The sequence below is a fragment of the Ruegeria sp. AO1 genome, assembly GCF_056535985.1.
In genome coordinates, this window is record NZ_JBQFJC010000001.1 from 2,290,345 (window position 1) to 2,315,922 (window position 25,578).

Here is a 25,578-nt window from a genome sequence, read left to right on the forward strand (position 1 = left end):
GTTTGCCAAGCTTCAGGCGCGGCATAGCCAAGCCGAAAAAAATAGTTTAAGGCTAAATCAAATTTTGAAGGGAGCTTTACCGCCGATGTCTGACACACCCAGCTTGCGGCAGGCCGCGCTTGACTATCACGCCCATCCCAAGCCCGGAAAGCTTGAAATCAAGGCTACAAAGCCGATGGCAAACGGCCGGGATCTGGCCCGCGCCTATTCACCCGGCGTGGCCGAGGCCAGTCTTGAGATCAAGGCCGACCCCTCGAACGCGGAGCATTACACCGCACGCGGCAACCTTGTGGCAGTGGTGTCGAACGGAACCGCTGTGCTGGGGCTGGGCAATATCGGTGCCCTCGCCTCGAAACCGGTGATGGAGGGCAAGGCCGTCCTGTTCAAGAAATTCGCCGGGATCGACTGCTTTGACATCGAGGTCGACCAGCCAGACCCTGAAAAACTGGCCGATGTCGTCTGCGCGCTGGAGCCGACCTTCGGCGCAATCAACCTTGAGGACATCAAAGCCCCCGATTGCTTCATCGTCGAAAAGCTGTGTCGCGAGCGCATGAACATCCCCGTTTTTCACGACGATCAGCACGGAACCGCCATAGTAGTCGGGGCCGCCGCCCGCAACGCACTGCACGTCGCTGGCAAGAAGTTCGAGGATATCAAAATCGTCTCGACCGGTGGCGGAGCGGCCGGGATCGCCTGCCTCAATATGCTGGTCAAACTTGGCGTCCAGCGCGAGAATATCTGGCTGTGCGACATTCACGGGCTGGTCTACGAGGGTCGCGCCGAGGATATGAACCCACACAAAGATCAGTTCGCCCAGAAATCCGACCTTCGCACACTGGACGACGTGATTGGTGGGGCCGATCTGTTCCTTGGCCTAAGCGGCCCGAATGTTCTGACGCCCGAGATGGTCGAGAAAATGGCCGCCCGCCCGATCATCTTCGCTCTGGCCAACCCGACGCCCGAAATCCTGCCCGAAGCCGCGCGTGAGGTCGCGCCGGATGCGATCATCGCGACCGGACGCAGTGATTTTCCAAATCAAGTCAATAACGTGCTCTGTTTTCCATTCATCTTCCGGGGGGCATTGGATGTCGGCGCGACCGAGATCAATGACGAGATGCAGATTGCCTGCGTCGAAGGCATTGCAGAACTGGCCCGCGCCACCACAAGTGCCGAGGCTGCCGCTGCCTACAAGGGTGAGCAACTGACGTTTGGCCCGGACTACCTGATCCCTAAACCCTTCGATCCACGCCTTGTGGGGATCGTATCTTCGGCGGTCGCCAAGGCCGCAATGGAGAGCGGCGTTGCCAAACGTCCGATCGACGACCTTGAGGCCTACAAGGAAAAGCTGAACCAGACCGTCTTCAAATCTGCCCTTCTTATGCGCCCCGTGTTCGAGGCCGCCGCAGCCTCAAGCCGCCGGATCGTCTTCGCCGAGGGCGAGGATGAGCGCGTATTGCGCGCTGCACAGGCCATCCTTGAGGAAACGACCGAAACTCCGATCCTGATTGGCCGCCCCGAAGTGATCGAGGCCCGTTGTGAGCGTCTGGGTCTGGTCGTCCGTCCCGGCAAGGATCTGCAGATCGTGAACCCGGAAAACGATCCGCGCTACTACGACTATTGGAACTCATACCACCAGATCATGCAGCGCCGCGGCGTCACCCCTGATCTGGCCAAGGCGATCATGCGTACAAATTCCACCGCGATTGGCGCAATCATGGTTCAGCGCGGCGAAGCCGACAGCATGATCTGCGGCACGTTCGGCGAATACCGTTGGCATTTGAATTACGTCGAGCAGGTTCTGGGCACCCCAGACCTGCGTCCACATGGGGCTTTGTCGTTGATGATTCTCGAGGACGGCCCTCTATTCATCGCCGACACTCATGTACGGCAATTGCCTAATCCGGCGGAACTGGCAGAGATCACGCTGGGCGCAGCCCGCCACGTGCGGCGTTTCGGGCTTGAGCCGAAGATTGCCTTCTGCTCGCAGTCGCAATTCGGCAACCAGGCCGAAGGCTCGGGCAAGCGACTGCGTGAGGCAATTGCCATTCTGGACAGCGAACCGCGCGACTTCACTTATGAAGGCGAGATGAACCTAGACACGGCCCTCAACCCCGAACTGCGCGAGCGTATTTTTCCCGCCTCACGCCTTGAGGGTGCTGCGAATGTCCTGATCTTCGCGCATGCGGATGCCGCAAGTGGCGTGCGCAACGTTCTGAAGATGAAAGCCGACGGAATCGAAGTTGGTCCGATCCTGATGGGCATGGGCAACAAGGCACATATCGTGACCCCTTCGATCACCTCACGGGGGTTGCTGAATATGGCTGCAATCGCCGGCACGCCCGTAACCCACTACGGCTAGAGCGGCTAGATCGATGCCAGACATCCTGCGGGTGTCTGGCTGTCCGACTCAGCCAATACCCTTTGCACTCATAAATTTGCAGGTTTGCAAAATCTTAATTTGAACCTTCTAAATTCCATAAAATCTTGAGGTTTGCAAAAATTTGCAGGCTGTTTTCGGTCATCCTGCAAATATTTTGCGATAAACTGACGCGCCGTCACTCGCACCGCTTGCCCGCTGCCCTTTCGCTGCCTAACAACAATCGCAGCAATTTTGGGAGGAGGGCCTGATGGCATATCAAGACGTTTACGATGGCTGGAAAAACGACCCCGAGGCTTTCTGGATGGATGCCGCCAAAGGCATTGATTGGGTCTCGGCCCCCAGCAAAGCCTTGTTCGCCGACAACGCCCCTCTGTACGAATGGTTCAGCGATGCTCAGGTCAATACCTGCTGGAACGCCGTCGACCGCCACGTGGAAAACGGGCGCGGCGAACAGACCGCCATTATCTACGACAGCCCGATCACCCATACTAAGCGCGAAATCTCGTATGTCGAATTACGGAACCGGGTAGCAACGCTGGCCGGTGCGCTGCGCGCCAAAGGCGTTGAAAAAGGCGACCGTGTCATCATCTACATGCCGATGATCCCCGAAGCGCTCGAGGCGATGCTGGCCTGTGCCCGTCTGGGCGCGGTGCATTCGGTGGTGTTCGGCGGCTTTGCCAGCAACGAACTGGCTGTACGGATCGACGACGCCAAGCCGAAGGCCATCATCGCCGCCTCCTGCGGGTTAGAGCCGGGCCGCGTGGTTCATTACAAACCCCTGCTTGACGGCGCCATCGACCTGGCCAGCCACAAGCCCGAGTTCTGCGTCATCTTCCAGCGCGAACAGGAAGTGGCACAGCTGATCGAAGGGCGCGACTTCAACTGGCATGGCTTCCAATACGGCGTCGAACCTGCCGAATGCGTGCCGGTCGCGGGCAATGATCCAGCCTATATCCTTTACACCTCGGGCACCACGGGAGCGCCCAAAGGCGTTGTGCGCCCGACCGCCGGGCATCTGGTTGCGTTGAACTGGTCGATGAAGAATATCTACAATGTCGATCCGGGTGATGTGTTCTGGGCCGCATCGGATGTAGGTTGGGTCGTTGGCCACTCGTACATCTGCTACGCCCCGCTGATCCACGGCAACACCACCATCGTGTTCGAGGGCAAACCCGTCGGCACCCCCGACGCGGGCACCTTCTGGCGGGTGATCTCCGAGCACAACGTGCGCAGTTTCTTCACCGCCCCCACCGCGATCCGCGCCGTCAAGCGTGAAGACCCCAAGGGTGAGTTGATTGGCAAATACGACCTGTCCGGTCTGCGCGCCATGTATCTTGCGGGCGAGCGCGCCGACCCCGATACGATCACCTGGGCGCAGGACGCGCTGAACGTTCCGATCATTGACCACTGGTGGCAGACTGAGACCGGCTGGGCAATCGCAGGCAACCCGCTGGGGATCGAGGAGCTTCCGGTCAAGTTGGGATCTCCGGCCAAGCCGATGCCAGGCTATGACGTTCAGATCCTCGACGAAGGCGGCCATCCGCTGAAACCGGGTGAGCTAGGCGCGATCGCGGTCAAGCTGCCGCTGCCTCCGGGCACTTTGCCGACGCTGTGGAACGCCGAAGAGCGGTTCAAAAGCTCGTACCTGAACCACTTCCCCGGCTACTATGAGACCGGCGATGCGGGCATGATCGACGAGGATGGTTACCTATATATCATGGCGCGCACCGATGACGTGATCAACGTCGCGGGCCACCGCCTGTCGACCGGCGGCATGGAAGAGGTACTGGCCGCCCACCCCGATGTGGCCGAATGCGCGGTGATCGGAGTGTCAGACCAGTTGAAAGGCCAGATGCCAGTGGGTTTCCTTTGTCTGAATACCGGTGCCGACCGTGACCATGCCGAGGTTTCGAACGAAGTCGTCAAGATGGTCCGAGACAAAATCGGCCCTGTGGCTGCCTTTAAACTGGCCGTGGTGGTGGACCGCCTGCCCAAGACCCGCTCGGGCAAGATCCTGCGGGGCACCATGGTGTCGATTGCCGATGGCAAAGACTACAAGATGCCCGCGACCATCGACGATCCCGCCATCCTGGACGAGATCAAGGACGCGTTGCAGACGATTGGTTACGCTCAGTAGCGCGGCCCCCCTCTTGCAACCTGAAACAGGCCCCTTACTGTCTTGCTAAGACAGTGAGGGCCCATGACTCAAAGCAAAATCTGGCAACTCAGCGCCACTGAGCTGACCACCCTGACCCGCAACGGTGACCTGAGTGCTGAGGACGCCGTTGCCTCCTCCATCTCACGTATGAATGCCGTCAATCCCGACCTGAACGCCGTGGTCGAGGATCTGAGCCAGCAGGCCTTAGAACGCGCGCGCGCCTTGGATCACGCGCGGGCAGCTGGGGCACCGACCGGGCCGCTGCATGGGGTGCCGGTGACCATCAAGATAAATGTCGACCAAAAGGGCCACGCGACGACAAACGGGGTCGTGGCGCTGAAGGATGTCATCGCCCCTAATGACGCGCCGGTTGTATCAAACCTTCAGAATGCCGGGGCTATCGTGATCGGTCGCACCAACACGCCCGAGTTTTCCTTCCGCGCCGACACTGACAATCCGCTCTATGGGCGCACGCATAATCCGTGGGGAAGGCATATCTCGGCCGGAGGGTCGTCGGGCGGTGCCGGGGCGGCCGTCATGGCCGGGATTGGCGCTTTGGCGCATGGAAACGACATTGGCGGAAGCCTCAGGTTTCCGGCTGCCGCCAACGGGGCGGTGACAGTCAAACCCGGCCTTGGTCGCGTCCCCGCCTGGAACCCCAGTCAAACGGCCGAGCGCGGAATACTCGCCCAATCCATGTCCGTTCAGGGCCTGATCACGCGATCCGCAGCCGACCTGTCCCTGTCGATGCCCAGCCTGATCGCCCCAGACCCGCGCGACCCGTTTCATGTACCCCTGCCATGGCGGGGTGAGGCTTTGGACACCCCGATCAAAGTGGCCTTTACCAAGAACACATTCGGATACGCCCTGCATACAGAGGTCGAAAAGGCGCTGGACACTGCGCGCGACGCGCTAGTCGATGCGGGCTATCAGGTCGACGAGGTCGATCCTCCTGATGTCTTCGAATGCGGTCGCATCGGATACCGAACATTGATGGGTGAGGTTCTGACCCTTCTGAAATCCGATATCCAAGCGGCCGGTTCCCAAACCATCCAAGATATCTTCGATGTCTATTTTCAGGAATTTCCGCCCATAATTGAGACTGAACTGCTGCAAATGCTCGCCAAACGCAGCCATTATGCCCGTGAATGGTCCCTCTTCCTTGAAGACTACCCTCTGGTCCTGTCGCCGTTCCTGCCTCAACCCTTTTTCAAGCCGGACCGCGACACCGAAGGGGCCGAAGGCGTGCATGAGGTTCTGGGCTGCGCGGTCTATTCCTATGCGATGAACTTCCTTGGCCTGCCCGCCGCCTGCGTTCCGGCAAGACTGGCAGAATTGCCCAACGGCCTGCAGCCCATCAATGTTCAGATCGCAGCGCGTCGTTGGCGTGAAGATCTGGCGGTCGAGGCGGCGGCGGCGATCGAGGCGCGGGTCGGGCAGATGTGCAAACCTCTTTGGGACCAAATGACCCGCTCCGACTGACCCCCCCAAAAAATCGACCCCGGGTTTTTGTGCCCGGGGTCCGCTTGCTTAAATATGCCTGGATTTCAGATAACGAGCGTGGCACCACCCACCCTCGCCAGCGCAAAAAATGCGCAAGTATGTCGAAAACGCTGTTTGGTGGCCACTCACTCCCACCTAAGCGTGTTCTCCAGGCAAGATCACATTACCTATTGCATGCTCACTCGCATGTGAACTTGTTCACACAAGGAAAAATTAATTTTCAAAACTGACGAAATTCTAAGTGAATTGTTCAGAAATCAGGCGCTCTTCAAGGCCATGTCCGGGGTCGAAAAGAATGCGATGGGTGATTTCGGATTCCGAGCAGATTTCGACCCAATCAATGTCAGGAAAGGAAATAGAATCGGCATCGGCCATCACCGGGCGTTTGTCGGCATCCAGCACGTCTATGCGAACTGTTGCGGTTTTGGGCAGCAAGGCCCCGCGCCACCGACGGGGTCGAAATGCAGCAATCGCGGTCAGGGCCAACACATCCGCCCCGATCGGCAAAATCGGACCGTGGGCCGAATAGTTATACGCTGTCGATCCCGCAGGCGTAGACAGAAGCGCGCCGTCACAGACAAGCTCTCCCATCCTTTCGCGGCCATCGACGCTGATCTTCAGACGCGCTGCTTGCGGACCTGCGCGCAGCAAGGAGACCTCGTTGATCGCCAACGCCTCATGCAATTTCCCGGATTGATCCATGGCGCGCATGGCCAGAGGATTGATGACCTCCACCTCGGCGTCATCGAGACGTTCCAAGAGATCAGTGTCAGAATAGGTGTTCATCAGGAACCCGATGGTCCCGCGGTTCATCCCGTATACCGGCGCATCGAGGTGCTGCATGTTCTTAAGCGTGCGCAGCATGAACCCATCGCCACCCAGCGCCACCACCACATCCGCATCACGTGGCGCAGCGTTTCCGTATTTGGCGACCAGGACTTCGCGGGCTGATTGCGCGACATCAGCCTCGCTTGCGAGAAAAGCGATTCTCTTTTTCATTTTCCGGTTTCCGGTGCTGCACATTTGGTTCCGAAACAAACATACCTTTCCCCAATAGGCCAGAGTTGACGCCCACGCCGTGCAATTCGTCGCTTTAAAGCTGTTGCCTCGGCAGGGTTTCCGATAGGAAATCCGCAAGCAATACCCCAGACATGTGGAGCTATCATGAACGCCAATCTCCGTGACACAGGTTTTTTCACCCAGTCTTTGTCGGACCGTGATCCTGAGCTATTTGGCTCGATCACGTCCGAGCTGGGCCGTCAGCGCGACGAGATCGAGCTGATCGCGTCGGAAAACATCGTCTCTGCCGCCGTGATGGAGGCGCAGGGCTCTGTGATGACCAACAAATACGCCGAAGGCTATCCTGGCCGTCGCTACTATGGCGGCTGCCAGTTCGTCGATATCGCCGAAAACCTGGCCATCGACCGCGCGAAAGAGCTGTTTGGTTGCGGCTTTGCCAACGTGCAGCCGAACTCGGGCAGCCAGGCGAACCAGGGCGTGTTCCAGGCGCTGATCCAGCCCGGCGACACCATTCTGGGCATGAGCCTGGATGCCGGTGGTCACCTGACCCACGGTGCCCGCCCGAACCAATCGGGCAAATGGTTCAACGCCGTGCAATACGGTGTCCGCAAAGAAGACAACATGCTCGACTACGATCAGGTCGAGGCGCTGGCGAAAGAGCATAACCCCAAGCTGATCATCGCAGGCGGCTCGGCCATCCCGCGTCAGATTGACTTTGCCCGCATGCGCGAGATCGCCGACATGGTTGGCGCCTACCTGCACGTGGACATGGCGCATTTCGCCGGCCTGGTGGCCGCAGGCGAGCATCCCAGCCCCTTCCCGCACGCGCATGTGGCGACCACGACAACCCACAAGACCCTGCGCGGACCGCGTGGGGGTATGATCCTGACCAATGATGAAGATATCGCTAAGAAAGTGAATTCAGCGATCTTCCCCGGGATTCAGGGTGGTCCGCTGATGCATGTCATCGCAGGCAAGGCGGTTGCCTTCGGCGAGGCTCTGCGCCCCGAGTTCAAGACCTATATCAAGCAGGTCATCACCAACGCGCAGGCGCTGTCGGATCAGCTGATCAAGGGCGGTCTGGACACGGTGACCCATGGCACCGACACCCATGTGGTGCTGGTCGACCTGCGCCCCAAAGGTGTGAAGGGCAACGCGACCGAGAAGGCTTTGGGCCGGGCGCATATTACCTGCAACAAGAACGGCGTGCCGTTTGATCCGGAAAAGCCGACCATCACCTCGGGCATCCGTCTGGGTTCTCCAGCTGGCACCACGCGCGGCTTCGGCGAGGTCGAATTCCGCCAGATCGCGGACTGGATCATCGAAGTGGTCGACGGTCTGGCCGCCAATGGCGAAGACGGCAATGCCGAGGTCGAGGCCAAGGTCAAAGCAGAAGTCGCCGACCTCTGCGCCAGATTCCCTATCTATCCGAACCTGTAATTCGTCTCGGGTACACAAAAAGAAAACGGCGCCGCACACGGCGCCGTTTTTCGTTGCAACAACGTTTGGGTCAGATGAACCCGCGCCAGCGCAGCACAATCATCGTAACTGCCGCCAAAGCGATCAGACCCAACGCGACTGAGCCAAGAAAGCTCAGAAACCAACCCAATCGACGCTCCGCCAAGTTGATCGCATTCAGATGGCTCTGCACCTCATCCGAGGCTTTCTCAAGCTTCGCCCCGTCCAGAACCAGGCGCAGTTTCGGATGTTCTGCCATCGGTTCGGCTTCCGCCAACACCATGGCTTGTTTGTAGACGTTGCGCGGCAAGCGTCGCTTGGCGCGGCGCACCGAGGCGATCAGCGTCTTGTCCTTGACCCCCAGTTTCTTGCGCAGCAACTGAATGGTCTGCGCGATCTGAGTCTGGATATCTGTTTCCTGCGTCATCTGCCCCTCCTGACGGGACAACTTAACCGCCATGCATTGGGGCGACAATGGGGCTGGTTGTTCGGTGCAGTCGCGCGTATCACAAGACTATGCTTAACACGATCATCCATGGCGACCCGACGGACACCCCTCCCCTATTGATTGCGCACGGGCTTTATGGCTCGGCCCGCAACTGGGGCGTCATCGCGCGGCGTCTTTCCAACGGGCGGCAGGTGATTGCTGTCGACATGCGCAACCACTCGCAGAGCTTGTGGAGTGATGAGCACGGCTATCCCGATCTCGCGTCCGATCTGGCGGAAGTGATCGAGAGCCTTGGCGGATCAGCCGATGTCGTGGGGCATTCGATGGGAGGCAAGGCCGCCATGATGCTGGCTCTACAGCATGGGGATATGGTCCGCAAACTGGTGGTCGCCGATATCGCGCCGGTGACCTACGGCCATAGCCAGATCCAGTTCATCGAGGCGATGCGCGCGGTCGATTTCTCGCGGGTCACGCGCCGGTCGGACGCGGCGGAGCAGCTGGCAGAGCAAGGGGTTGATCCGGCTTTGCAGAGCTTCTTCACCCAATCGCTGGATATCGAGGGGAAACGCTGGCTTCTGAACCTTGACGCTCTGGCATCCGAGATGCCCAAGATCATGGGGTTCCCCGAAATAGACGCCCATTGGGATGGCCCGGCGCTGTTTCTGGCCGGGGCCAATTCCGACTATGTTCTGCCCGAACACCGCGACAAGATCAAAACCCTGTTTCCCGCCGCGCGTTTTGCCAAAATCCCCGGGGCCGGGCATTGGCTGCATGCCGAAAAGCCCCGTGAATTCGAGGCCGCCGTCAGGGCTTTCCTGAACGCATAACCTGCGCCTTTAGGCGGACTCGGTGTCGCCGCCGCCATTGACCCAATCTGCCAGGCCGCCAAGGTTGTAGACCTCGTCATAGCCCATATCCTTGAGGAGCTTCCCTGCCAGCGCCGCACGCCCTCCGGCGGCGCAGTAGAGGATCACAGCCCGGTCTTTGCGCAGCTCGGGGTCATGGGATTTCAGCGTGTCATCGGCACGGAACTCAAGCATGCCGCGCGGGATGTGATGCGCGCCGGTTGCACGACCCGATTGCTGAAGCTCGACCACGTCGCGAACATCCAGCAGTAGCGCTCCGCCCTCGATCAGCGCTTTGGCTTGATCCACATCGATACGCGCGACCACCGCATTGGCTGCTTCCATCATATCCTTGACTGTCAGTGGCATTTGCACCGCCCCCCTTTTTTGCCCACACATGCGAGGATTAGCATGCGATGACGGGTTGGTGTAGCCAAATCAACCTATTGCTCGCGAAACGCCCGAGACATACTGTCTGAGACTGGTTTGGCGATATATGCGGCGAAGGTGCGTTCTTCGGTCTGGATCATGATCTCGGCCGGCATACCCGGAGTGGGCACGAACCCCCGGACGCGCTTCAGCTCCTCGGGTGTCAGGGAAATGCGCGCCAGATAGACCTCTTGCGGGACGCCTTGGGAATCCTCGACCAGCGCGTCGGCTGAGACATAGAAGACCTGACCGCTCAGAACCGGGGTTGTGCGCTGATTGAGCGCGATCAGGCGCACCGTCGCGTCCTGGCCGGTAACGACGCTGTCAATCTCGGTGCGGGGTATCTGCGCCTCGATAATCAGCGGGGCGTCGGCGGGCAGGATCTCGGCGATGGGCTCGCCGGTTTCGATCACACCGCCGGGTGTGTGGTAGTGCAGGCGCACGACGGTTCCGGTGACGGGCGCACGCACGACCGCGCGAGCCAGAACGCTGCGGGCCTGACGGGATTTCTCGCGCACACTTTCGAGGTCGGCTTCGATCACACCCAACTCATCCAGCGCGGCCTCGCGATAGGCGGAACGGGTGCGGGAGATCTGTTCTTCGTATTTCAACAGCATCTGGTTAATTTCGGCGGCTTCGGCCTGCAAGCGCGCCTGCTGGCCATCGGCCTCGGCCTGAACGCGGCGGATCGTGTTGAGATCGCCTTTGCGCACCAATCCTTTTTCGAACAAGGCTTCCTTTGTTTCGAACTCTTCTTGCAGGATCTCCGAGCGTCTCTGCATGCTTTTCAACTGAGCCTCAAACCCGCTGGCGCGGATCCTTAAGGCCTCCATATTGCGCGCCAGAAGCGCGACATCGTTCAGCAGTGTTTTGCGCGAGACATCAAAGCTGAGCCGTTGGCCATCGAGGATCGTCATCACCTCGACATCATTTGACGCCTCTATCAGGTCGGGGGAAAAGTTGAGCTTTTCGCGCTCGCCATACTCAGCCAGCAACCGCTCGGTCATGGCTTGCAGGCGGATTTTGCGGATAAACAGTTCTCTCTCATTAGCCTCAGCCGAGGTCTGATCAAGCGTCATCAGTACCTGACCGGCCTGCACGGCCTCACCTTCCGAGACCTTGATATCCTCGATAATCCCCCCCTCAAGGTGCTGGACGATCTTGTTACGGCCGGTGGCAACAAAGCTGCCCTGCGCGATGACGGCTGCCGCCAGTGGCGCGCTGAATGCCCAGACACCGAAGCCGCCGAAACACACGACCAGCATCACGAACCCCACCACGATCAGACGGTTGATCGAGCGCGGAACCTCGGCATACCAAACGGTCGGCTCGGACGGAGACGTGTTGACGGGTACGATATCGTTCATGATCAGCCCCCCTGCTGGCCTTCAATGCCGGGTTGTTTTCGTGGCGCATTCAGTTGCTGCAGCACCTGTTCACGCTGGCCGAACAAGGCGACGCGCCCGTCGGTCAGCAGCATGATCTTGTCCACCACATTCAGAAGTGTCGGCTTTTGCGTAATCACAACGACTGTGATCTTGCTGTCCTTGGCCTGAGCTATCGCCCGCGCCAGCGCTTGATCCCCTGCCACATCGAGGTTCGAGTTCGGCTCATCCAACACCACCAGACGCGGGTTGCCAAAGAAGGCGCGCGCCAGCGCAATACGCTGTTTCTGCCCGCCCGACAGGGGCGATCCGTCAGCGGCGACCACGGTTTCATACCCCTGCGGCAAGGTTGCGATCATGTTGTGGACATCGGCCAGAACGGCAGCGTCGTGAATTTGTTCGTCGGTCGCGTCCTCTCGCATCCGGCCGATATTGTCCTTGATGGTGCCGGGGAACAGCTGCACGTCCTGCGGCAAGTAGCCGATGCTTTCACCAAACTGGCGAGGGTCCCAGTTGCGGATGTCCATCAGGTCCAGCCGCACACTGCCCGAGGTCGGCAGGATCGAACCCACAAGCGTCTTGCCCAGCGTCGTCTTGCCCGCGCCGGAATTGCCGATGATCGCCAGCGTTTCACCGGGATTAAGTGCGAATGTGATACCGTTCAGAACCACGCGTTTGGTCCCTCCGGGAACGTAAAGTAGGCGTTCAACATCCAGCCGACCTTCGGGACGCGGCAAGCGCAGTTTTTCGAACTGAAGCGCGGAATTGGACAGGAGCGCCTTGATCCGCCCATACGCCCCGCGGGTAAGAAGAAAGCCGTTCCACCCTTCAATCGAGCCTTCGATGGGCGCAAAGGCACGCCCGGCGATAATCGAGGCTGCGATGACCATGCCACCGGTGATCTCACCCTGCAGAGCCAGAAACGCCCCCCACCCCAGGATAGCGATCTGAGTCAGCAGGCGTACCGCGCGCGAAATAGCGGCGAAGATCACGTTGCGATCCTGCGCACGCACCTGCCATGTCAGAGATTGCGCAGTGTCGCGGCCCCAGATCCGAACGGCCTCGGGGATCATCGCCAGCGCGTTGATGATCTGGCTATTGCGCGACATCGAATCCAGATGCTGGTTCGCCATGGATTGGGCTTTGTTCGCCTCGGCAAACGGTTTCGCGGTCGTTTTCTGGTTGATCAGGGCAATTGTCATCAGCAGCAAGGCCGTCACGACCACGATCATTCCAAGCTGCGGATGCACCAGAAAGATCATCAGGATGAAAAGCGGAGCAAAGGGCACATCCAGGAACGAGATCAGCGTACCCGAGACCAAGAAACCGCGCACCTGCTGCAGATCCCCAAGGGTCTGATACTCGCGACCATTGCCGTGCAATGAGGCATGGGCCGCAGCACTCAGCACAGGGGCGCCCAGCCGCGCGGCCACTTCGACCGCCGTGCGCATCAGCATGAACCGACGGACCGCATCAAAGGCCGCTTGAAAAATCACCGCACCGGCGACGATCGTGGTCAGCATGATCAGCGTATCCAGGGATCGGCTGGTCAGGACCCGGTCGCTGATCTGAAACAGGTAGATCGGAATGGCGAGGATCAGAATATTGGTGGCACAAGTCAGCACCAGAACGAACACCAGATTGCGGTAGATCGCGCGCATCGAGACCCGCAATGTGCGCCGGAAATCCTCGGGCGGGGTTCGCTTGTGAAAGGTGTGGGGTGGCCCATTGCCGTCACCACCGCCAGATTTGGTCGGCGGCAACGGTTCGTTTGCCTTGGCCTCAATCGTAGTGCCTATGCGATCCCCACCATCTGTGCGCGCAGAGGGGGTCTTACGCGCTTTGGGTATGTTGGTGTCAACAGGATCAGAGGCCTCGGCTTCGGCCACCCCAGCGCCGCTACCTTCCGAGGTCGTATCTTGCGAAGGTTGCGGCTGTTCGCGCCGAAGGGGAGAATCGGCGCGGTGAGTGTTCTTCGGTTCTGCAGGACTCGTTTTGGCTGCCCTTTGCTCCTTGCCCTGCGAGGCGTCTGGCGTATCGACGCGCAGCGCCTCATGCAGCAGAAGCAGGGCTGACTCTTTGGGTTCTTGCGGCGCATTTGATCGCTTTTCGGTACGCGGCGCCTCGGACACGGCAACGCCGCCATTTCGATCCAAAGGGCTGGAACAGATGGTGCGGCGCGACGAAAACACAATCGACATAAACTAACCTTTCGGTCACTCGCTAAAATTACGGGAAATCACGCCAGCATGGTCTGCAGGCCGTCGTCAGCGCCCGCCATCTCGGTCGGGGCTGTTTGTTTGGCGACGGTTTCGTGGATCTTGGCCAGTTCGCTATTGGCCTCTTCCATCAACACGGCGATGGCGTCATTCGTCAGCTCAGAGATGTCATCCTGATCAGGTACATCATACAGGCTCGCCTGATGCAGGAGCAGATCTGAATAGGTCTCCTCAGCCGCCATCACCACCGAGTCGATCCCGGCCTTGGCAACATTCGCCGCATTCAGCAGAGCATTGCTGCCCGCGGTGATTTCCGTCTCGGCAGCCTTGGGCCCGGACACATGCACATCGTCCTGATCCAGCAGCATGGTGACCTGTTCCATGATGTTGACTTGCAGCAGATCGCCCTCGATTTTCAGGGCACGGATCTGCTCCATCCCTGCGAACATGGGATCGTTGAGCAATGCGTCCTCAAGCGCGTCCATGTCTGCTTCACCCAGCGCCATGGCATTAGCCATATCCTGGTGCAGCTCCTGGTGGCTGTCCTCACCCGTTTTCGACACCGAGGCCTCGTTCATGACAAGGTTTTCATCACCCTGCGCCGAGATCGAGCCGCCCGTTACGATATCGTCATCCACTAACACGTTGGTCTGGAACAGCATATCGACGGATATCATATTGCCGCCGATCATGATCACATCATAGTAGCTGCCCAGCTGGACAATCTCGGTGACGTTGACCATCTGGTTGTCGCCCATCGCATAAAGCGTCGTGCTTGCCGAGATTTCGGCCTGTATGTGGTCGATATCCGTGGCGTCGATCTCTTGCTTGATGAAATTCGCAACGACCAGATCGCCGCTGATCCAATCGACCGAGGCAAAGGCGGGTTGCCCTTCGGCCCCCTCGGCCTGGTTCAGCCAAAAGGCAGCTTTCGCTTCAACGCCGACCGAGGCTGACTGCACCACCTTGGTTCCGCTGCTACCGCCTTCTTCGATCTGGTCCCAATCGGAAATCACAGCGACCTGGCTGATCACAGTCAAATCCATCGCCTTGCCGCCTACGGCTATGTAGGGCGCATCAATCCAGGCAATCGTTGCCGCCACTTCGTTGACCGCAAGGTTGCCGCCCGAGATGACCATATGGCCGTCGGCAAATTCTTCGTCATCCGAGCGGTCCCATTCTACGGGCAGCATATCCGGCGTTTCGGTTTCCTCATCTGGGTGGTGATAGGCCGGAAGCAGGTCGTCCCATTCCAGAGCCTCTTCAACCTTTTCGCCGTTTATGATCACACCAACGGCGTCTTCGCCGTGGAATTGATGAACCGTGACACCTTCGATCTCGGAGTTCATCGGGTTCACAATCTGCTCGGCAATCTCAGAGAGCAGTTCAAGCGACGCATAATCGGCCAACGCAAAGGACGGCGCCGCCACCGAATGGAATGTCAGGGCGGCCTCGAGCATGTCCTGCCCTGCACTGATCAGGGCGCCGACATCGCGGAACTCCCCTTCTCCGACGACGTCATTGTCGCGCAGGAACAGTGTCTGGAACGTGTAGGTGACTGCTGACCCTATCAGTTCGTTCTGAAACTGGAACAGCATCAAAGGCGGCGCATCTGCCGGCCCCAATGCCGCCTCGCGTACCGCCTCAGAAGGACCCTCCGGTGGGTCGAGGAAAATGTTTGTCTCATAGTTCGGGCCGTTTGCCGGGGGTGGTGGCGGCAGCTCGGCCGGAGGTGTGTTGAATTTGAAAGGGATCGGGGCATAGTCGCCCGGATCGGCCTTCAACGTGGCCTTGACCTCAATTCTTGTGGGGTCTGACAGGTCTTCAAGTTCGACTTTCCGCCGTAGCGCGGTGAACTCTTCATACTGGTCTCTCAATCGTCCTTGTTCGATTGTCAGCTCAAAAGTTCCAACAAAATGTGCAATCGTTTCAGTAATACTGTCGAGGGACATATTAACGTTCCTTGTCACCCGCTACGGCTGAAAATTTCCGCTTTGGGTTTGCTAAGCCGGGGCCACGTGGCGCGCCCCCGGCGGTTTTGAAAAAAGCTCGGGCTCTGAAAATGGCAGAGCCCGAAACGGGTCTTAGACCTCGGTATCGTCGCTGGCGTAGGACGACGTCATCGAGCCGCCCACCATGGTCGTATCGACCGAGTTACCAAGGACGTTTGCGCCCATGACGATCGACTGGTTGAACGCCGCCGTATCCACAACAGCTGCAGCCGATGCGTAGGATTCGCCGTTCACGATGCCATCGCCACCGTTGTCGGAGCCCCAGGTACCGGCGTTTCCGCCTGCACCACCTGCACCAGAATTGGCGCCCGAGGCCTCGCCACCGGTATTGGTTGCACCGTTTGTCATGCCGCCGGTCGAGCTTCCCATGACCGCGCCGCTAGTGCCGCCAGCCGCTGTGGCCGCTCCACCATAGCCGCCGTCACCGGACATTGCCGATCCCGTCGCGCTGCCGGTTCCAGTCGAGGTCGCATCATTGTCAGCAGACCCCGCGCCGCCATACCCGGCAATCGCTTCGGCCAGACTGTCAGCGGTTCCATCGGTGTCAGCTTCTGCAAACACCTCGTTGTCACCACCATCGCCAGCTGTGTTGGTCGCATCCGCAGATCCGGCGCCACTACCGGCCGAGCTCGATGTCGGCGAGGTCATGCCACCTGCACCGCCAGTACCTTCGGCAGTCGATTCACCAGTTCCGGTTGCTTCGGCTGTGCCATCGGTCGCATTGCTGCCACCGCCGCCGCCCGATCCATCCGGAGTTTGCAGGTTGTTGGTCGCACCTGTCACATCACCCGGGCTTTGCGAGATGTCAGGACCTGTCGCGGACTGGTCGCCAACGCCTTGCGCGTCCGAACTTGTGTCAACGCGGCCACCGCCTGCACCACCAGCACCTGCACCGCCGGGACCATTCCCGCCCATGCCCATGCCACCGGTGCCTGCACCGCCCGGACCATTACCGCCCGAACCCGCACCGCCAGGACCATTGCCGCCGGCACCTGTGCCGCCCGGACCGTTACCGCCAGAGCCTGCGCCACCGGGGCCATTGCCGCCAGAGCCTGCTCCGCCAGATCCGGCGCCACCTGTTCCAGTTGCATCTCCGGCTGTGCCACCACCGCCCGTTGTCGGATCAGGATCTGCCAGATTCAAACCAAGACCAAGATTCTGCTGGTTCAGCGCAGAAAGTGCGCCCTCGGCCGTTCCAGAGGCTCCGCCAGAGCCTGTGCCACCTGGGCCAGCACCACCCGGACCATTACCGCCGGAACCTGTGCCGCCTGGTCCGTTACCACCGGTGCCCGAACCACCCGGTCCGTCGCCACCAGTGCCGGATCCGCCCGGTCCGTTACCGCCGGTCCCGGCACCGCCCGGACCATTGCCTCCGGTCCCATTACCACCGGAGCCGCTACCGCCCGGACCGTTGCCGCCATCTGCGTCATTGGCACCCAATGCGCCAGAACCCGCGATGCCCGCAGCATTATTACTGCCTGCGGTCGCGCCGTTGGCCTGATTGCTACCAGAGCTTGTGTTATCGGCACTGCCGCTGGATTGCGCATTGCCGCTGCCAGCATTCGAGCCTTGTGCGGATGCATCTGTTCCTGCAAGACCCAAGCCGGTTCCTAGCGAGCCAGACGTATTGTCGCCGCCGTTGGCGTTGCCGTCAGCGTTTGAACCAGACAGGCCAAGACCTAAGCCAAGACCAAGAGATCCGGCCGCGCCACCTTCTCCGCCATTGCCGGAGCCGCTGGCACTGGATGTTCCAGAGTTCGTCGCGTTCGAGGTGCTGTTGGCGTTGCCGCCAGCGGCGCCCGTACCGTCACCATCCGACTGTGCCCCAGACAGGCCTAGACCGATGCTGCCGTTATGCGCCTCGCCCGAGCTTGCGCCTGCACCACCAGTTGCCGCGCCGTTGGCATCTCCGGAGTGGCCACCAAGAGCCATCGAAGTGCTGCCATAGGTGTCACCCCAGGCTTCGCCGCCATGGCTGGTGCCGCCGCTACCGGACGCTCCACCATCAGACGAGGAATCAATGCCCTCTTCCGCAGTTGCGTTACCTCCGGTCGCATGGCCGTTCTGTTCGAAAGTGCCGGTGTTGGACACTGTCGCTCCGTTCAGCGTGTCATTGTCCGTCAGGCTGGCATACTGGTTGTTGAACGAGGCCATGTCGTTGCCTTCGCCGTTCAACGAGAAGTCTAGGTTCAGATCGTCGCCCGGATCATAGTTCACGTCATCACCTGCCGTGATGACATCACCGGTGGATGCAGAATCGGCAATATCCACGTCGACTTTGTCATCGTCACGCGGGATCCACTCACCTTCACCAAAGTCGATATCGACCCGGTTTACGTTGTCATTGGTGCTGTTGCCATTGTCGCGTACGGTATTGCTGTCATTGCCACCATTGGTGTTGCTGTCATTGCCACCGTTCGTGTTGCTGTCATTGCCACCGTTCGTGTTGCTGTCGTTGCCGCCATTGGTGTTGGTGTCATCACCACCGGTGGTGTTGTCAACGGACTGCTGTTGTTGCTGTTGTTGCTGCTGCGCGTTTGCAGCCATCTCCATTTCGGGATCTTCAACAACCGGTTCATCAACGACCGGGTCCATGTTTTCGACATCAATTTCTTCGACGGTTGTGACTGGGGATAGAATTCTACGGTCAGACATATTGATTTCCACTCTATTGGCGCACCTGACCACCATTCATCTCAAAGGTGGTTACCTGTGCGGTTGAAACAAAAATCCGCACGGTATGCCTAAGCGCATATCCCTGCGGTCTACTGGTTCCGAGCTCTTTGCACCTCCTTTCCCGGCTAAGCCGACGTCCCCGCTGAAAAGAGATTCGCGAAAATGCGCGAAAAGCGGGCGTTAAAGGAAAAACCTTCGCAATCTGAAGTAGAGGAAGCGTCGCAGCCTTTGACAAAGCTGCCAAGCTGTCGAAAAGCTCTAGAACGGCTAGTCTGTTGAAATCCGGGAATATTGCCAGCTCGGTCAGAATTTTCGCCGAAAAGCGGACCTAAAACCCTACCGATTGGGCCTATACGAAAGAAGCCGTTGAATTCCCTCTACTTACCCGAAATCACCGGAACACAACCCTAATCAATGGTTCTAGGACCAAGTATCAAATCCGAATATCCGGTTGCTGACCCCCTACATTTCATCTACAATAAGTCTATATTTTTAAAACTATTTCGGCTTTCGAACTGCCCGAATTGCTTGTGTGAAAAACTGCGAATTGCAGTTCGGTTTTTTAGTTGGGGGGGGACAGTAATGATTGACTCGTCTGAGCGTGACTACGCCTACCAGAATATCAAGACCGAAGACCTTTCAATTCACTTCATTGGTCGGGAGCTTTTTCTCTCCAATCAAACCCTCAGAAGCGTCCAGAACGAGTTTGACGTTCGCGCATCGCGTTTCGATTCACTGGACGACCTAACATCTACCAAAGCAAAGGATAGCCGCGTTCTCGTCGTAGATCAGGTCATGCTGGAGGATCTGCTGGAACGGCCAAGTAAATACGCGGCACAGGTTCCGTTTGGATGCCTCGCGTTTTCTTATCGCAAGGACGCGGCAGCCCGGCATCTGTTTGAACGCTGGGATCGCAGTCGGTACGGCGAGATCGGCTTTCTGCCTATGAACGTCGCCCCTGATGTGTGGCGGTCGATCCTGAGGCTCCTTATGCATGAGCAGCTTCACCTGCCCAGCTTCCTCGCCGATTGTGTCGCAGGCCCTCAGGCGAACCCGTGCAAGGCACCGGCGTCATCTGTAACGCCCAAGCCTGCGGACACACAGCAGGTTGAACTCTTCGACAAGCTGACTAAACGGGAAAAGGAGGTTCTCAGGCTGGTGTCTCAAGGGCAGAGCAACAAGGTCATCGCGGCCGGGCTGGGGATTACGGAACATACCGTCAAACTGCATATGCACAATGTGGTCGGCAAAATCGGGGTCAGCAACCGGACCGCCGCCGCTCATTTCTATTTCGAGGTTGCGCCTTTTGATGCGCAAAGCCCCCGTGTTGGCTGATCTCGTGGAAGAACGGTTTGACCGGCTTATTCTGTTGGTGGGGCGGTTAAACTATATGTGGACCAACACCGAAAGCCTGTTGATCCACCTGATTGCCGGTCTGGCTGGAACCAGCAAAGACTCTGCCGTTATCATCTTTCTGACCCTGAACACGACCCGCGCCCGGATTGATCTGGTTGAGCGGCTGGCGAAAATGGATGGCCGCCCCGAGGACATTCGGGACCCGATCCTGGAGCACACAAAACGGCTTGGAAAACTGTCCGGCATTCGCAACCGGTTCAATCACTGCATCTATTCGTTTGACCCAGAAAGCGGCAACCCCAAGACCATTCTGATGCGCATTGCGGACCGGAAAACAGACATCAAAATGGGTCGCACGGATACTCTGGATGGTGAGGCCCTGCGCGAGATCGAACAGGTTGTCGAAGATCTGTCCACCCTGAACCGAGATATCTGGCAGCTGATCACAAGGCTCGACTATCCGGTCTAAGGAGCTGTGTGTGGTACCCGCGGCCGGACTCGAACCGGCACGGCCTTCCGGCCCAGAGATTTTAAGTCTCTTGTGTCTACCATTCCACCACGCGGGCAAGCTGTGTCGACACGCGGTCGGCACGCGTTGAGACCTACGCCCATAGCTTTGCGAATTCAATGCGCTTCGCGGTGAAAAACGGCTGAAAAATCGCACAAGTTTCGCTGTGCTATCGGAGTCAATTCGGCAAGCATGGCCATTCCGAGATCACCTGCCCCTCTCGCACTGCCAAAACCGACCCGAATAGGTTCAGAACAGCCTCGCTCTGGCTCGGGCGGATCAACGCGATGTCACCGGGTTTGACGGCATGGCTTGGGCGGCCAGTCCAAACCTCCTGATTGCTCGACCGCCCAAAGACCGAGGAATAGGTAAACCCGACGGGGTGAACGGGTTGGCCGGAGAAATGCCCTCCGGAGATCGCAAAATGGGTTTTGCGCTGGGGCAGGAATTCCAATCCGGGCAGAGGATTTGACGGCATGGTCTTGAGGACAGGGGTGGCCAGAAACGCAGCCGGTTGAAAGCCAGTGGTGGTCGCGTGGTCGAAATCGGATGGCTTCACGAGGATCGAGCCAAACGCAACCTCGGTGGCTGGCCCGGGTGCGCGGTAGCTCTGGAACGTAAGGCTACCGCCAGTGTTCAGGCAATAGTCCGCACCTTCAGGCAGCGAAGCAACGGCTTGAGCAAACGCCTTAGCGCTCGACTTGCTCGCGCGGGACTTGAGGAAACCAGGCAGCTTCGCCAGATGCGCCTCATACCCCATAAGCCCGCTTAAACGCGCGTTTGGATGCGCCGAGATAGCTCGCGCGAGTTCGGTAAGCTGATCCACCTTCAACCCGCCGCGATGCAGGCCGATATCCACCTCAAGCGACAAACGCACGGACGTTTGGCTTGTCTCCGCCAAGGTTAGAAAGTCACGCAATCGTTCTGGGGTGTCGATCAGCCATTGCACTCGGTCCACGGCGTCCGGGCAAGTCTGTAACACGCGCGCGGCAGAGGTGACGGGCAGCGGTTTTCCAATAAGATGATCTGTCTTTTGTTCCGCCAGCAGCAACTCCGTCAACATAGGCTCGGAAAAGGTCATCACTCCTGAGCTGGGGATCAGCCCGCGGATATGATCCAGCAAGGGCAGACAAGGCAGGGATTTTGCGACCAAACGCCGGTCCAGACCGGCGTCAGCTGCGGCCTGCGCTACCCGGCAATTTGCCTCAACACGATCCAGGTCTACTGCGACGACAGGCTGATCGACCCCGTACTTGCGCAGGGCCTCGGACAACTCGGTGAGGTAGGGATCGCTCACGGCTGGAACAGCCGGGCCAAGGCGGGCGTCATGAATTTGCCCTGTGGGTCCAATTCCTCACGCAAGGCGCAGAACCGGTCGAAATCCGGATACAGGCCGGACAAGTCTTTGTAGGAAAGACTGTGCATCTTGCCCCAATGCGGGCGCCCTCCAGCCTCAAGAAACAATGGCTCTAGCGCGTTGAAATAGCGGCTGTGATCTTCACCCGCATCCGTGTGCAGTGCGATCGAGATCCGCGGGCCGCCCTGAAACGGTGACAGGCAGGCTGTGTCACCTGCTGTCTGGCGCACTTCGATCGGAAAATAGATGTCCTTGTGGTCACGCTCCAGACGACGAAAGACCTCGGCCAACACATCACCAGCGATATCGGCGGGTAGATGATACTCCATCTCCTTGAACCGTATATGCCTGTCGCTGCACAGCACCCGCCAGCTTTCGCCCACGTAGTCTTCATCCGACTGGGCCAGCGTGAGCAGGTTTAGCAAAAGATTGCGCAGGCCGGGACTGAAGCGTCCCGCGTTTCGGGCGAGCTTCAGCACCTTGACCGCCAGCATATCCAGATCGCGCGGTGCTTTGCTTTCGGGGGCATCGGTGAGGGCGTGGCGCAGCTCGACCGCTTTGCCGGTGAAGGGGATGTAGAAGAACTCGAAATTCCGGTTCTCGGCCCAGTTCTGATGCATGTTGGCCAAGACATCCGGCAGATCGGTCAGCGTGACTTGACGGCGCAGACTGTATTTCGGCACGACATTGATCCGCGCCTCGGTCAGAATACCCAGCAAGCCCAGCGTCACCTGCGCCATCTCCAGCGGGATTTGCGAAGTGGTCAATATGTCACCGCTCGCACCGATGAACTTGGTATCAGTAATCTCGGCCGCAAGGCAGGGCAAAGTGCGACCAGTGCCATGAGTAGCCGTGGACGCGGCCCCGGCCAGAGACTGCGTGTTGATGTCGCCCAGATTGCGGAACGCCACACCCTGCTCGGCCAAAGCAGGAGAAAGATCTCGCAAACGCGCATTTGCGTTGACCCAAACCTGCCCATCTTCGACCGGTCCAACCGTAGGCAAATGCAACTCCGACAAATCCAATATCCGCTCGGCCCCGCCTACGATTGGGGTAAAGGAATGCCCTGCCCCAACGACCCGCACGTTTGCAGGCTCCGCCACCGTCGCCTGCAGCTGTTCCAATCCCACAGGGCGCGCAATCGGAGCGGTGGCGGTTTCGTTCCCGGCCCAGTTTGACCACATGCTTATTGTCCTCCCAGAGAGAGGATTGCAGCCAAGGCACAACCAAACAAGTCAGGATATCAGCGCATTACGCTACGTGAGGCTGCCCTTATGCGGCATCCGCCCGCTGGGCCGAAACCTTTTCGAACCAGCTGACAATCGCCTCACTATCCGGGGATAGCTGCTCTGCCGCCCCGCCCGTGAAGGCCTGAAACTTCTCATCATTCAACCCGTTCACGCCCAGCAGAACAGGAATGTCCTGCGCCAGCGCCTCGGCGATGACGGAGCGGAAACCGCGACCGTCGGCCTCGTGTTTACCGAACTTGTTGATGATCATCAGCTGCGGGTCATCGGCTAGCGTTGCCATGACCTGTCCTACAGCCTGCTCGAGCGCCGCCGGGTCCAGACGGCAGCCACGCGCGTGCTCGCCCAGGGATTGCGAGATACGGATGGTCTCGCCATCGGGCAGAACCTGCACATCCATATCGCATTTGCTGCTATCGGTGCATTCCGTGTTGGTCTGCACGACCCCCGCCAGTTTGGCACCACGCGCCAGCAGTTGTGCGGCCACGGCGCTTAACAAGCGGTCGGTCGCGCCGCGATCGGTGGTGGTAACATAGGCCAGATGCATTTTTGGACCTCGTAAGTCAGACTTCGGCATACCAGATAGCACGGGACACGCGGGTCGACCACTCCTTGCGTCAGGGAAGTGGCGAGACGCCGATCACAGCACCGTGCAAGGCGATCAGAACGGCAAATACGGCAAGCGCGGCAAGCCACACGCGCATGGGCGGCCAAGGTGAGGGCGCGCGTAGCGAAAACCGCGCCGTGTTGCGCGACAGGCGAGGCCAGTCCTTGCCCAAAGTACGGGCTGTGCGGCGGTCGATCAGCGTCATGCCCAGCGCGGCAAAACCGGCGAACAGGCCAAACAGGATCACATGAGACAAACTGCCATTTGCCAGAAGATGCGCCCCTGCCCATAGCATCAGCGCCGCCAGAAGCGGATGGCGGGTGGTGCGCAGAATACCGGGGCGGTCCGGATCAAAGCCCGCCTTCCCCAGCCCACCAAAGGAAAACGGGTTACTGATGGTCAGTCCGGCCACGGCGAGCCAGCATACAACCGGCATCACGACCAACGGCACCCAGCGCAGCACCGGCCATGGAGGGATCACCTCGACATAGGGCGCGTTCGCCGCGGCCACGATCAGCCATGCAAGGACGACGAGGGACAATAGCGAATACGCCAGCAGATACCCTTTGTGCCCCAGAACCGTGATCAGCCTGGCCCTCACCAGCGCCCGCGCGGGGATGGCGTGGCTTAGGAAAAACGCAGTCAAAGCCGATATGAATGGCACCCAACTGGACATGGACTCTCTGATAGTTGTTTAGACCCGTGTAGCGGTATCGTGCCGATTTGGTCTTGTGCCAAATCAAGTACCGGCGGCGGCACGGCCACGTCTACGTGAAATCGCCTTGCGCAACGCAAGTGACGCACTAGGGTTGACCTCATGGCCTTGCGCATTCTGTTTTTGCTCCTTTTGCTTCTGTCTTCCTGCGGGCGTCCCCTGACCGAGCAGGAGCGCGGCTTTGCAAGCGCGGTGCAAGGCACGACGCTGGATCTGGATAGCGTCCGGCTGGTCAAAGGAGCCCCTGTCGTGCCGGTCACCTATTTCCGCGAAGCCCGCCCGCGTGAGGCCTGCCGGGAACGCATCCTGCCCCCTGTTGAGGCTGGGGTAGTCACCGGAAAACCGGCCGCCGTTGCCCTTTTCAACAAGGTCTATTTCGTGCGCGATTGGTATCTTGAGGATTACATGTCCGACTACCCTGAAGAGATGAACCTGATCGCCGCGATGCTGCTGGCGCACGAACTGACCCATATCTGGCAATGGCAGAATCGCGAGACCACGGGCTATCACCCCCTGCGCGCCGCAGCGGAACATGGAGGGCGCAAGGATCCGTATCTGTTCGATCTGGAAACCTCACCCGACTTCCTGTCCTACGGGTTCGAACAGCAGGGCGCGATTGTCGAGGAATATGTCTGCTGTCGTGCACTGGACCCTCAGGCGCAGCGCACCAAAAGGTTGCACGATATGCTGGGGGAGCACTTCGATCTGTCCCCGCTGCCACAGACCGGCCGTGAGCGGGACATTGCAATCCCTTGGAGTGAGGCAAAGATCGAAGGCATCTGCAGCTAAGGCTTAGCTGTCCTGCAGGGTTTTCAGATACTCCACCAGATCCACGATGGGCTGGCTGGTGAGGATCGGCTGCCCATCGGGCGTTTTGATCGCCGTGTCCTGCCCTTCGAAATACGGGCCATAAACTGGCATCGGACTGCCATGGCTCACCAACGGATCACGCCCGTCAATCCGCCCCACCACGCGGGCCGTAGGGAAAACACCGTCTGCATTTGCCAGTGTCTTCAGGTTGGTCGGCTGAATGACAAGCACACCCGCCATCGGCCCATGGCCGGTCGCATCAATCCCATGGCAGGTGGCGCAATAGTGCTGGTAAAGCTCAGCGCCTTTCTCTGCATCCTGCGCCCAGAGGGGGACAGACATGGCAATCAGAGCTGACGCCGTTGCAAAACATAGCTTTGTGATCATCGCATCCTCCTACCACAACTGCTGTCAACAGGGTTGCCCGCTGCGCGGCTTGGCGCAA

The 25,578-nt window shown here is 59.3% G+C and carries 20 protein-coding genes and 1 tRNA gene; 8 read left to right on the top strand and 13 right to left on the bottom strand.

The annotated features are described in order from the left end of the window. Positions 1 to 85: 85 nt before the first annotated feature. From ACR3FB_RS11350 to ACR3FB_RS11360, 3 genes are all read left to right on the top strand, one after another. Positions 86 to 2,359 (top strand): NADP-dependent malic enzyme, encoded by a 2,274-nt coding sequence (locus tag ACR3FB_RS11350; protein ID WP_480563772.1) that lies wholly within the window; start codon positions 86 to 88, stop codon positions 2,357 to 2,359. Positions 2,360 to 2,627: 268 nt separating this feature from the next. Further along, positions 2,628 to 4,517 carry a propionate-CoA ligase PrpE gene (gene prpE / locus ACR3FB_RS11355; RefSeq protein WP_209254588.1) on the top strand — a complete coding sequence of 630 codons (1,890 nt, stop codon included), beginning with the start codon at positions 2,628 to 2,630 and terminating at the stop codon, positions 4,515 to 4,517. 63 nt (positions 4,518 to 4,580) lie between these two features. After that, positions 4,581 to 6,020, top strand: a complete 1,440-nt coding sequence (locus ACR3FB_RS11360; RefSeq protein ID WP_480563770.1) for an amidase family protein — start codon at positions 4,581 to 4,583, stop codon at positions 6,018 to 6,020. 258 nt (positions 6,021 to 6,278) lie between these two features. Here the strand turns inward: ACR3FB_RS11360 and ACR3FB_RS11365 are convergent, their stop codons facing one another. Further along, complete coding sequence (locus ACR3FB_RS11365; RefSeq protein WP_425083212.1) at positions 6,279 to 7,064, bottom strand: NAD kinase; 786 nt, start codon at positions 7,062 to 7,064, stop codon at positions 6,279 to 6,281. 141 nt (positions 7,065 to 7,205) lie between these two features. On the opposite strand from ACR3FB_RS11365, the gene glyA reads away from it, so the two are divergent. Then, positions 7,206 to 8,501, top strand: a complete 1,296-nt coding sequence (gene glyA / locus ACR3FB_RS11370; RefSeq protein ID WP_480563767.1) for a serine hydroxymethyltransferase — start codon at positions 7,206 to 7,208, stop codon at positions 8,499 to 8,501. A 70-nt stretch (positions 8,502 to 8,571) separates the two neighbouring features. Here glyA and ACR3FB_RS11375 read toward each other — a convergent pair whose 3' ends face one another. Then, complete coding sequence (locus tag ACR3FB_RS11375; protein ID WP_480563765.1) at positions 8,572 to 8,946, bottom strand: hypothetical protein; 375 nt, start codon at positions 8,944 to 8,946, stop codon at positions 8,572 to 8,574. A gap of 89 nt (positions 8,947 to 9,035) precedes the next feature. Here ACR3FB_RS11375 and ACR3FB_RS11380 point away from each other — a divergent pair, with 89 nt between their 5' ends. Further along, complete coding sequence (locus ACR3FB_RS11380) at positions 9,036 to 9,794, top strand: alpha/beta fold hydrolase (protein WP_480563763.1); 759 nt, start codon at positions 9,036 to 9,038, stop codon at positions 9,792 to 9,794. A 9-nt stretch (positions 9,795 to 9,803) separates the two neighbouring features. Here ACR3FB_RS11380 and ACR3FB_RS11385 read toward each other — a convergent pair whose 3' ends face one another. The 5 genes from ACR3FB_RS11385 to ACR3FB_RS11405 form a co-directional block, all read right to left on the bottom strand. After that, complete coding sequence (locus ACR3FB_RS11385) at positions 9,804 to 10,181, bottom strand: rhodanese-like domain-containing protein (RefSeq protein WP_480563761.1); 378 nt, start codon at positions 10,179 to 10,181, stop codon at positions 9,804 to 9,806. 74 nt (positions 10,182 to 10,255) lie between these two features. After that, positions 10,256 to 11,608 (bottom strand): HlyD family type I secretion periplasmic adaptor subunit, encoded by a 1,353-nt coding sequence (locus ACR3FB_RS11390; RefSeq protein WP_170665526.1) that lies wholly within the window; start codon positions 11,606 to 11,608, stop codon positions 10,256 to 10,258. A gap of 2 nt (positions 11,609 to 11,610) precedes the next feature. Further along, positions 11,611 to 13,827, bottom strand: coding sequence for a type I secretion system permease/ATPase (locus tag ACR3FB_RS11395; RefSeq protein WP_480563759.1), 2,217 nt, complete (start codon positions 13,825 to 13,827; stop codon positions 11,611 to 11,613). A 38-nt stretch (positions 13,828 to 13,865) separates the two neighbouring features. Further along, a complete protein-coding gene (locus ACR3FB_RS11400) occupies positions 13,866 to 15,797 on the bottom strand; it encodes a type I secretion protein (protein WP_480563757.1) in 1,932 nt (643 codons plus the stop codon). Between the two features lie 132 nt (positions 15,798 to 15,929). Then, complete coding sequence (locus ACR3FB_RS11405; protein WP_480563755.1) at positions 15,930 to 18,512, bottom strand: beta strand repeat-containing protein; 2,583 nt, start codon at positions 18,510 to 18,512, stop codon at positions 15,930 to 15,932. Between the two features lie 603 nt (positions 18,513 to 19,115). Between ACR3FB_RS11405 and ACR3FB_RS11410 the strand changes: the two genes are divergently transcribed. Together ACR3FB_RS11410 and ACR3FB_RS11415 are read left to right on the top strand one after the other, a co-directional pair. After that, positions 19,116 to 19,868, top strand: coding sequence for a helix-turn-helix domain-containing protein (locus ACR3FB_RS11410; RefSeq protein ID WP_480563753.1), 753 nt, complete (start codon positions 19,116 to 19,118; stop codon positions 19,866 to 19,868). Continuing rightward, positions 19,843 to 20,358, top strand: coding sequence for a hypothetical protein (locus ACR3FB_RS11415; RefSeq protein WP_480563751.1), 516 nt, complete (start codon positions 19,843 to 19,845; stop codon positions 20,356 to 20,358). The genes ACR3FB_RS11410 and ACR3FB_RS11415 overlap by 26 nt, the downstream gene beginning before the upstream one ends. Positions 20,359 to 20,369: 11 nt before the next feature. Here the strand turns inward: ACR3FB_RS11415 and ACR3FB_RS11420 are convergent. The 5 genes from ACR3FB_RS11420 to ACR3FB_RS11440 form a co-directional block, all read right to left on the bottom strand. Further along, a tRNA-Leu gene (locus tag ACR3FB_RS11420) sits at positions 20,370 to 20,455 on the bottom strand. 120 nt (positions 20,456 to 20,575) lie between these two features. Continuing rightward, the gene (locus ACR3FB_RS11425) at positions 20,576 to 21,694 is read right to left on the bottom strand and encodes an alanine racemase (RefSeq protein WP_480563749.1); all 1,119 of its coding nucleotides are present in this window, start codon (positions 21,692 to 21,694) and stop codon (positions 20,576 to 20,578) included. After that, positions 21,691 to 22,938, bottom strand: a complete 1,248-nt coding sequence (locus tag ACR3FB_RS11430) for a D-arabinono-1,4-lactone oxidase (RefSeq protein WP_480563747.1) — start codon at positions 22,936 to 22,938, stop codon at positions 21,691 to 21,693. Before ACR3FB_RS11430 ends, ACR3FB_RS11425 begins: the two co-directional genes overlap by 4 nt. 88 nt (positions 22,939 to 23,026) lie before the next feature. Beyond that, entirely contained in the window at positions 23,027 to 23,548 is a 522-nt protein-coding gene (locus ACR3FB_RS11435) for a DUF2478 domain-containing protein (protein WP_480563745.1), read from the bottom strand. Between the two features lie 70 nt (positions 23,549 to 23,618). Beyond that, on the bottom strand, positions 23,619 to 24,284 hold the full coding sequence (locus tag ACR3FB_RS11440; RefSeq protein ID WP_480563743.1) for an NnrU family protein: 666 nt from the start codon (positions 24,282 to 24,284) through the stop codon (positions 23,619 to 23,621). Positions 24,285 to 24,425: 141 nt separating this feature from the next. Between ACR3FB_RS11440 and ACR3FB_RS11445 the strand changes: the two genes are divergently transcribed. Then, the gene (locus tag ACR3FB_RS11445; protein ID WP_480563741.1) at positions 24,426 to 25,112 is read left to right on the top strand and encodes a hypothetical protein; all 687 of its coding nucleotides are present in this window, start codon (positions 24,426 to 24,428) and stop codon (positions 25,110 to 25,112) included. A gap of 3 nt (positions 25,113 to 25,115) precedes the next feature. Here ACR3FB_RS11445 and ACR3FB_RS11450 read toward each other — a convergent pair whose 3' ends face one another. Beyond that, entirely contained in the window at positions 25,116 to 25,520 is a 405-nt protein-coding gene (locus ACR3FB_RS11450; RefSeq protein WP_170461977.1) for a c-type cytochrome, read from the bottom strand. Positions 25,521 to 25,578: the final 58 nt, after the last annotated feature.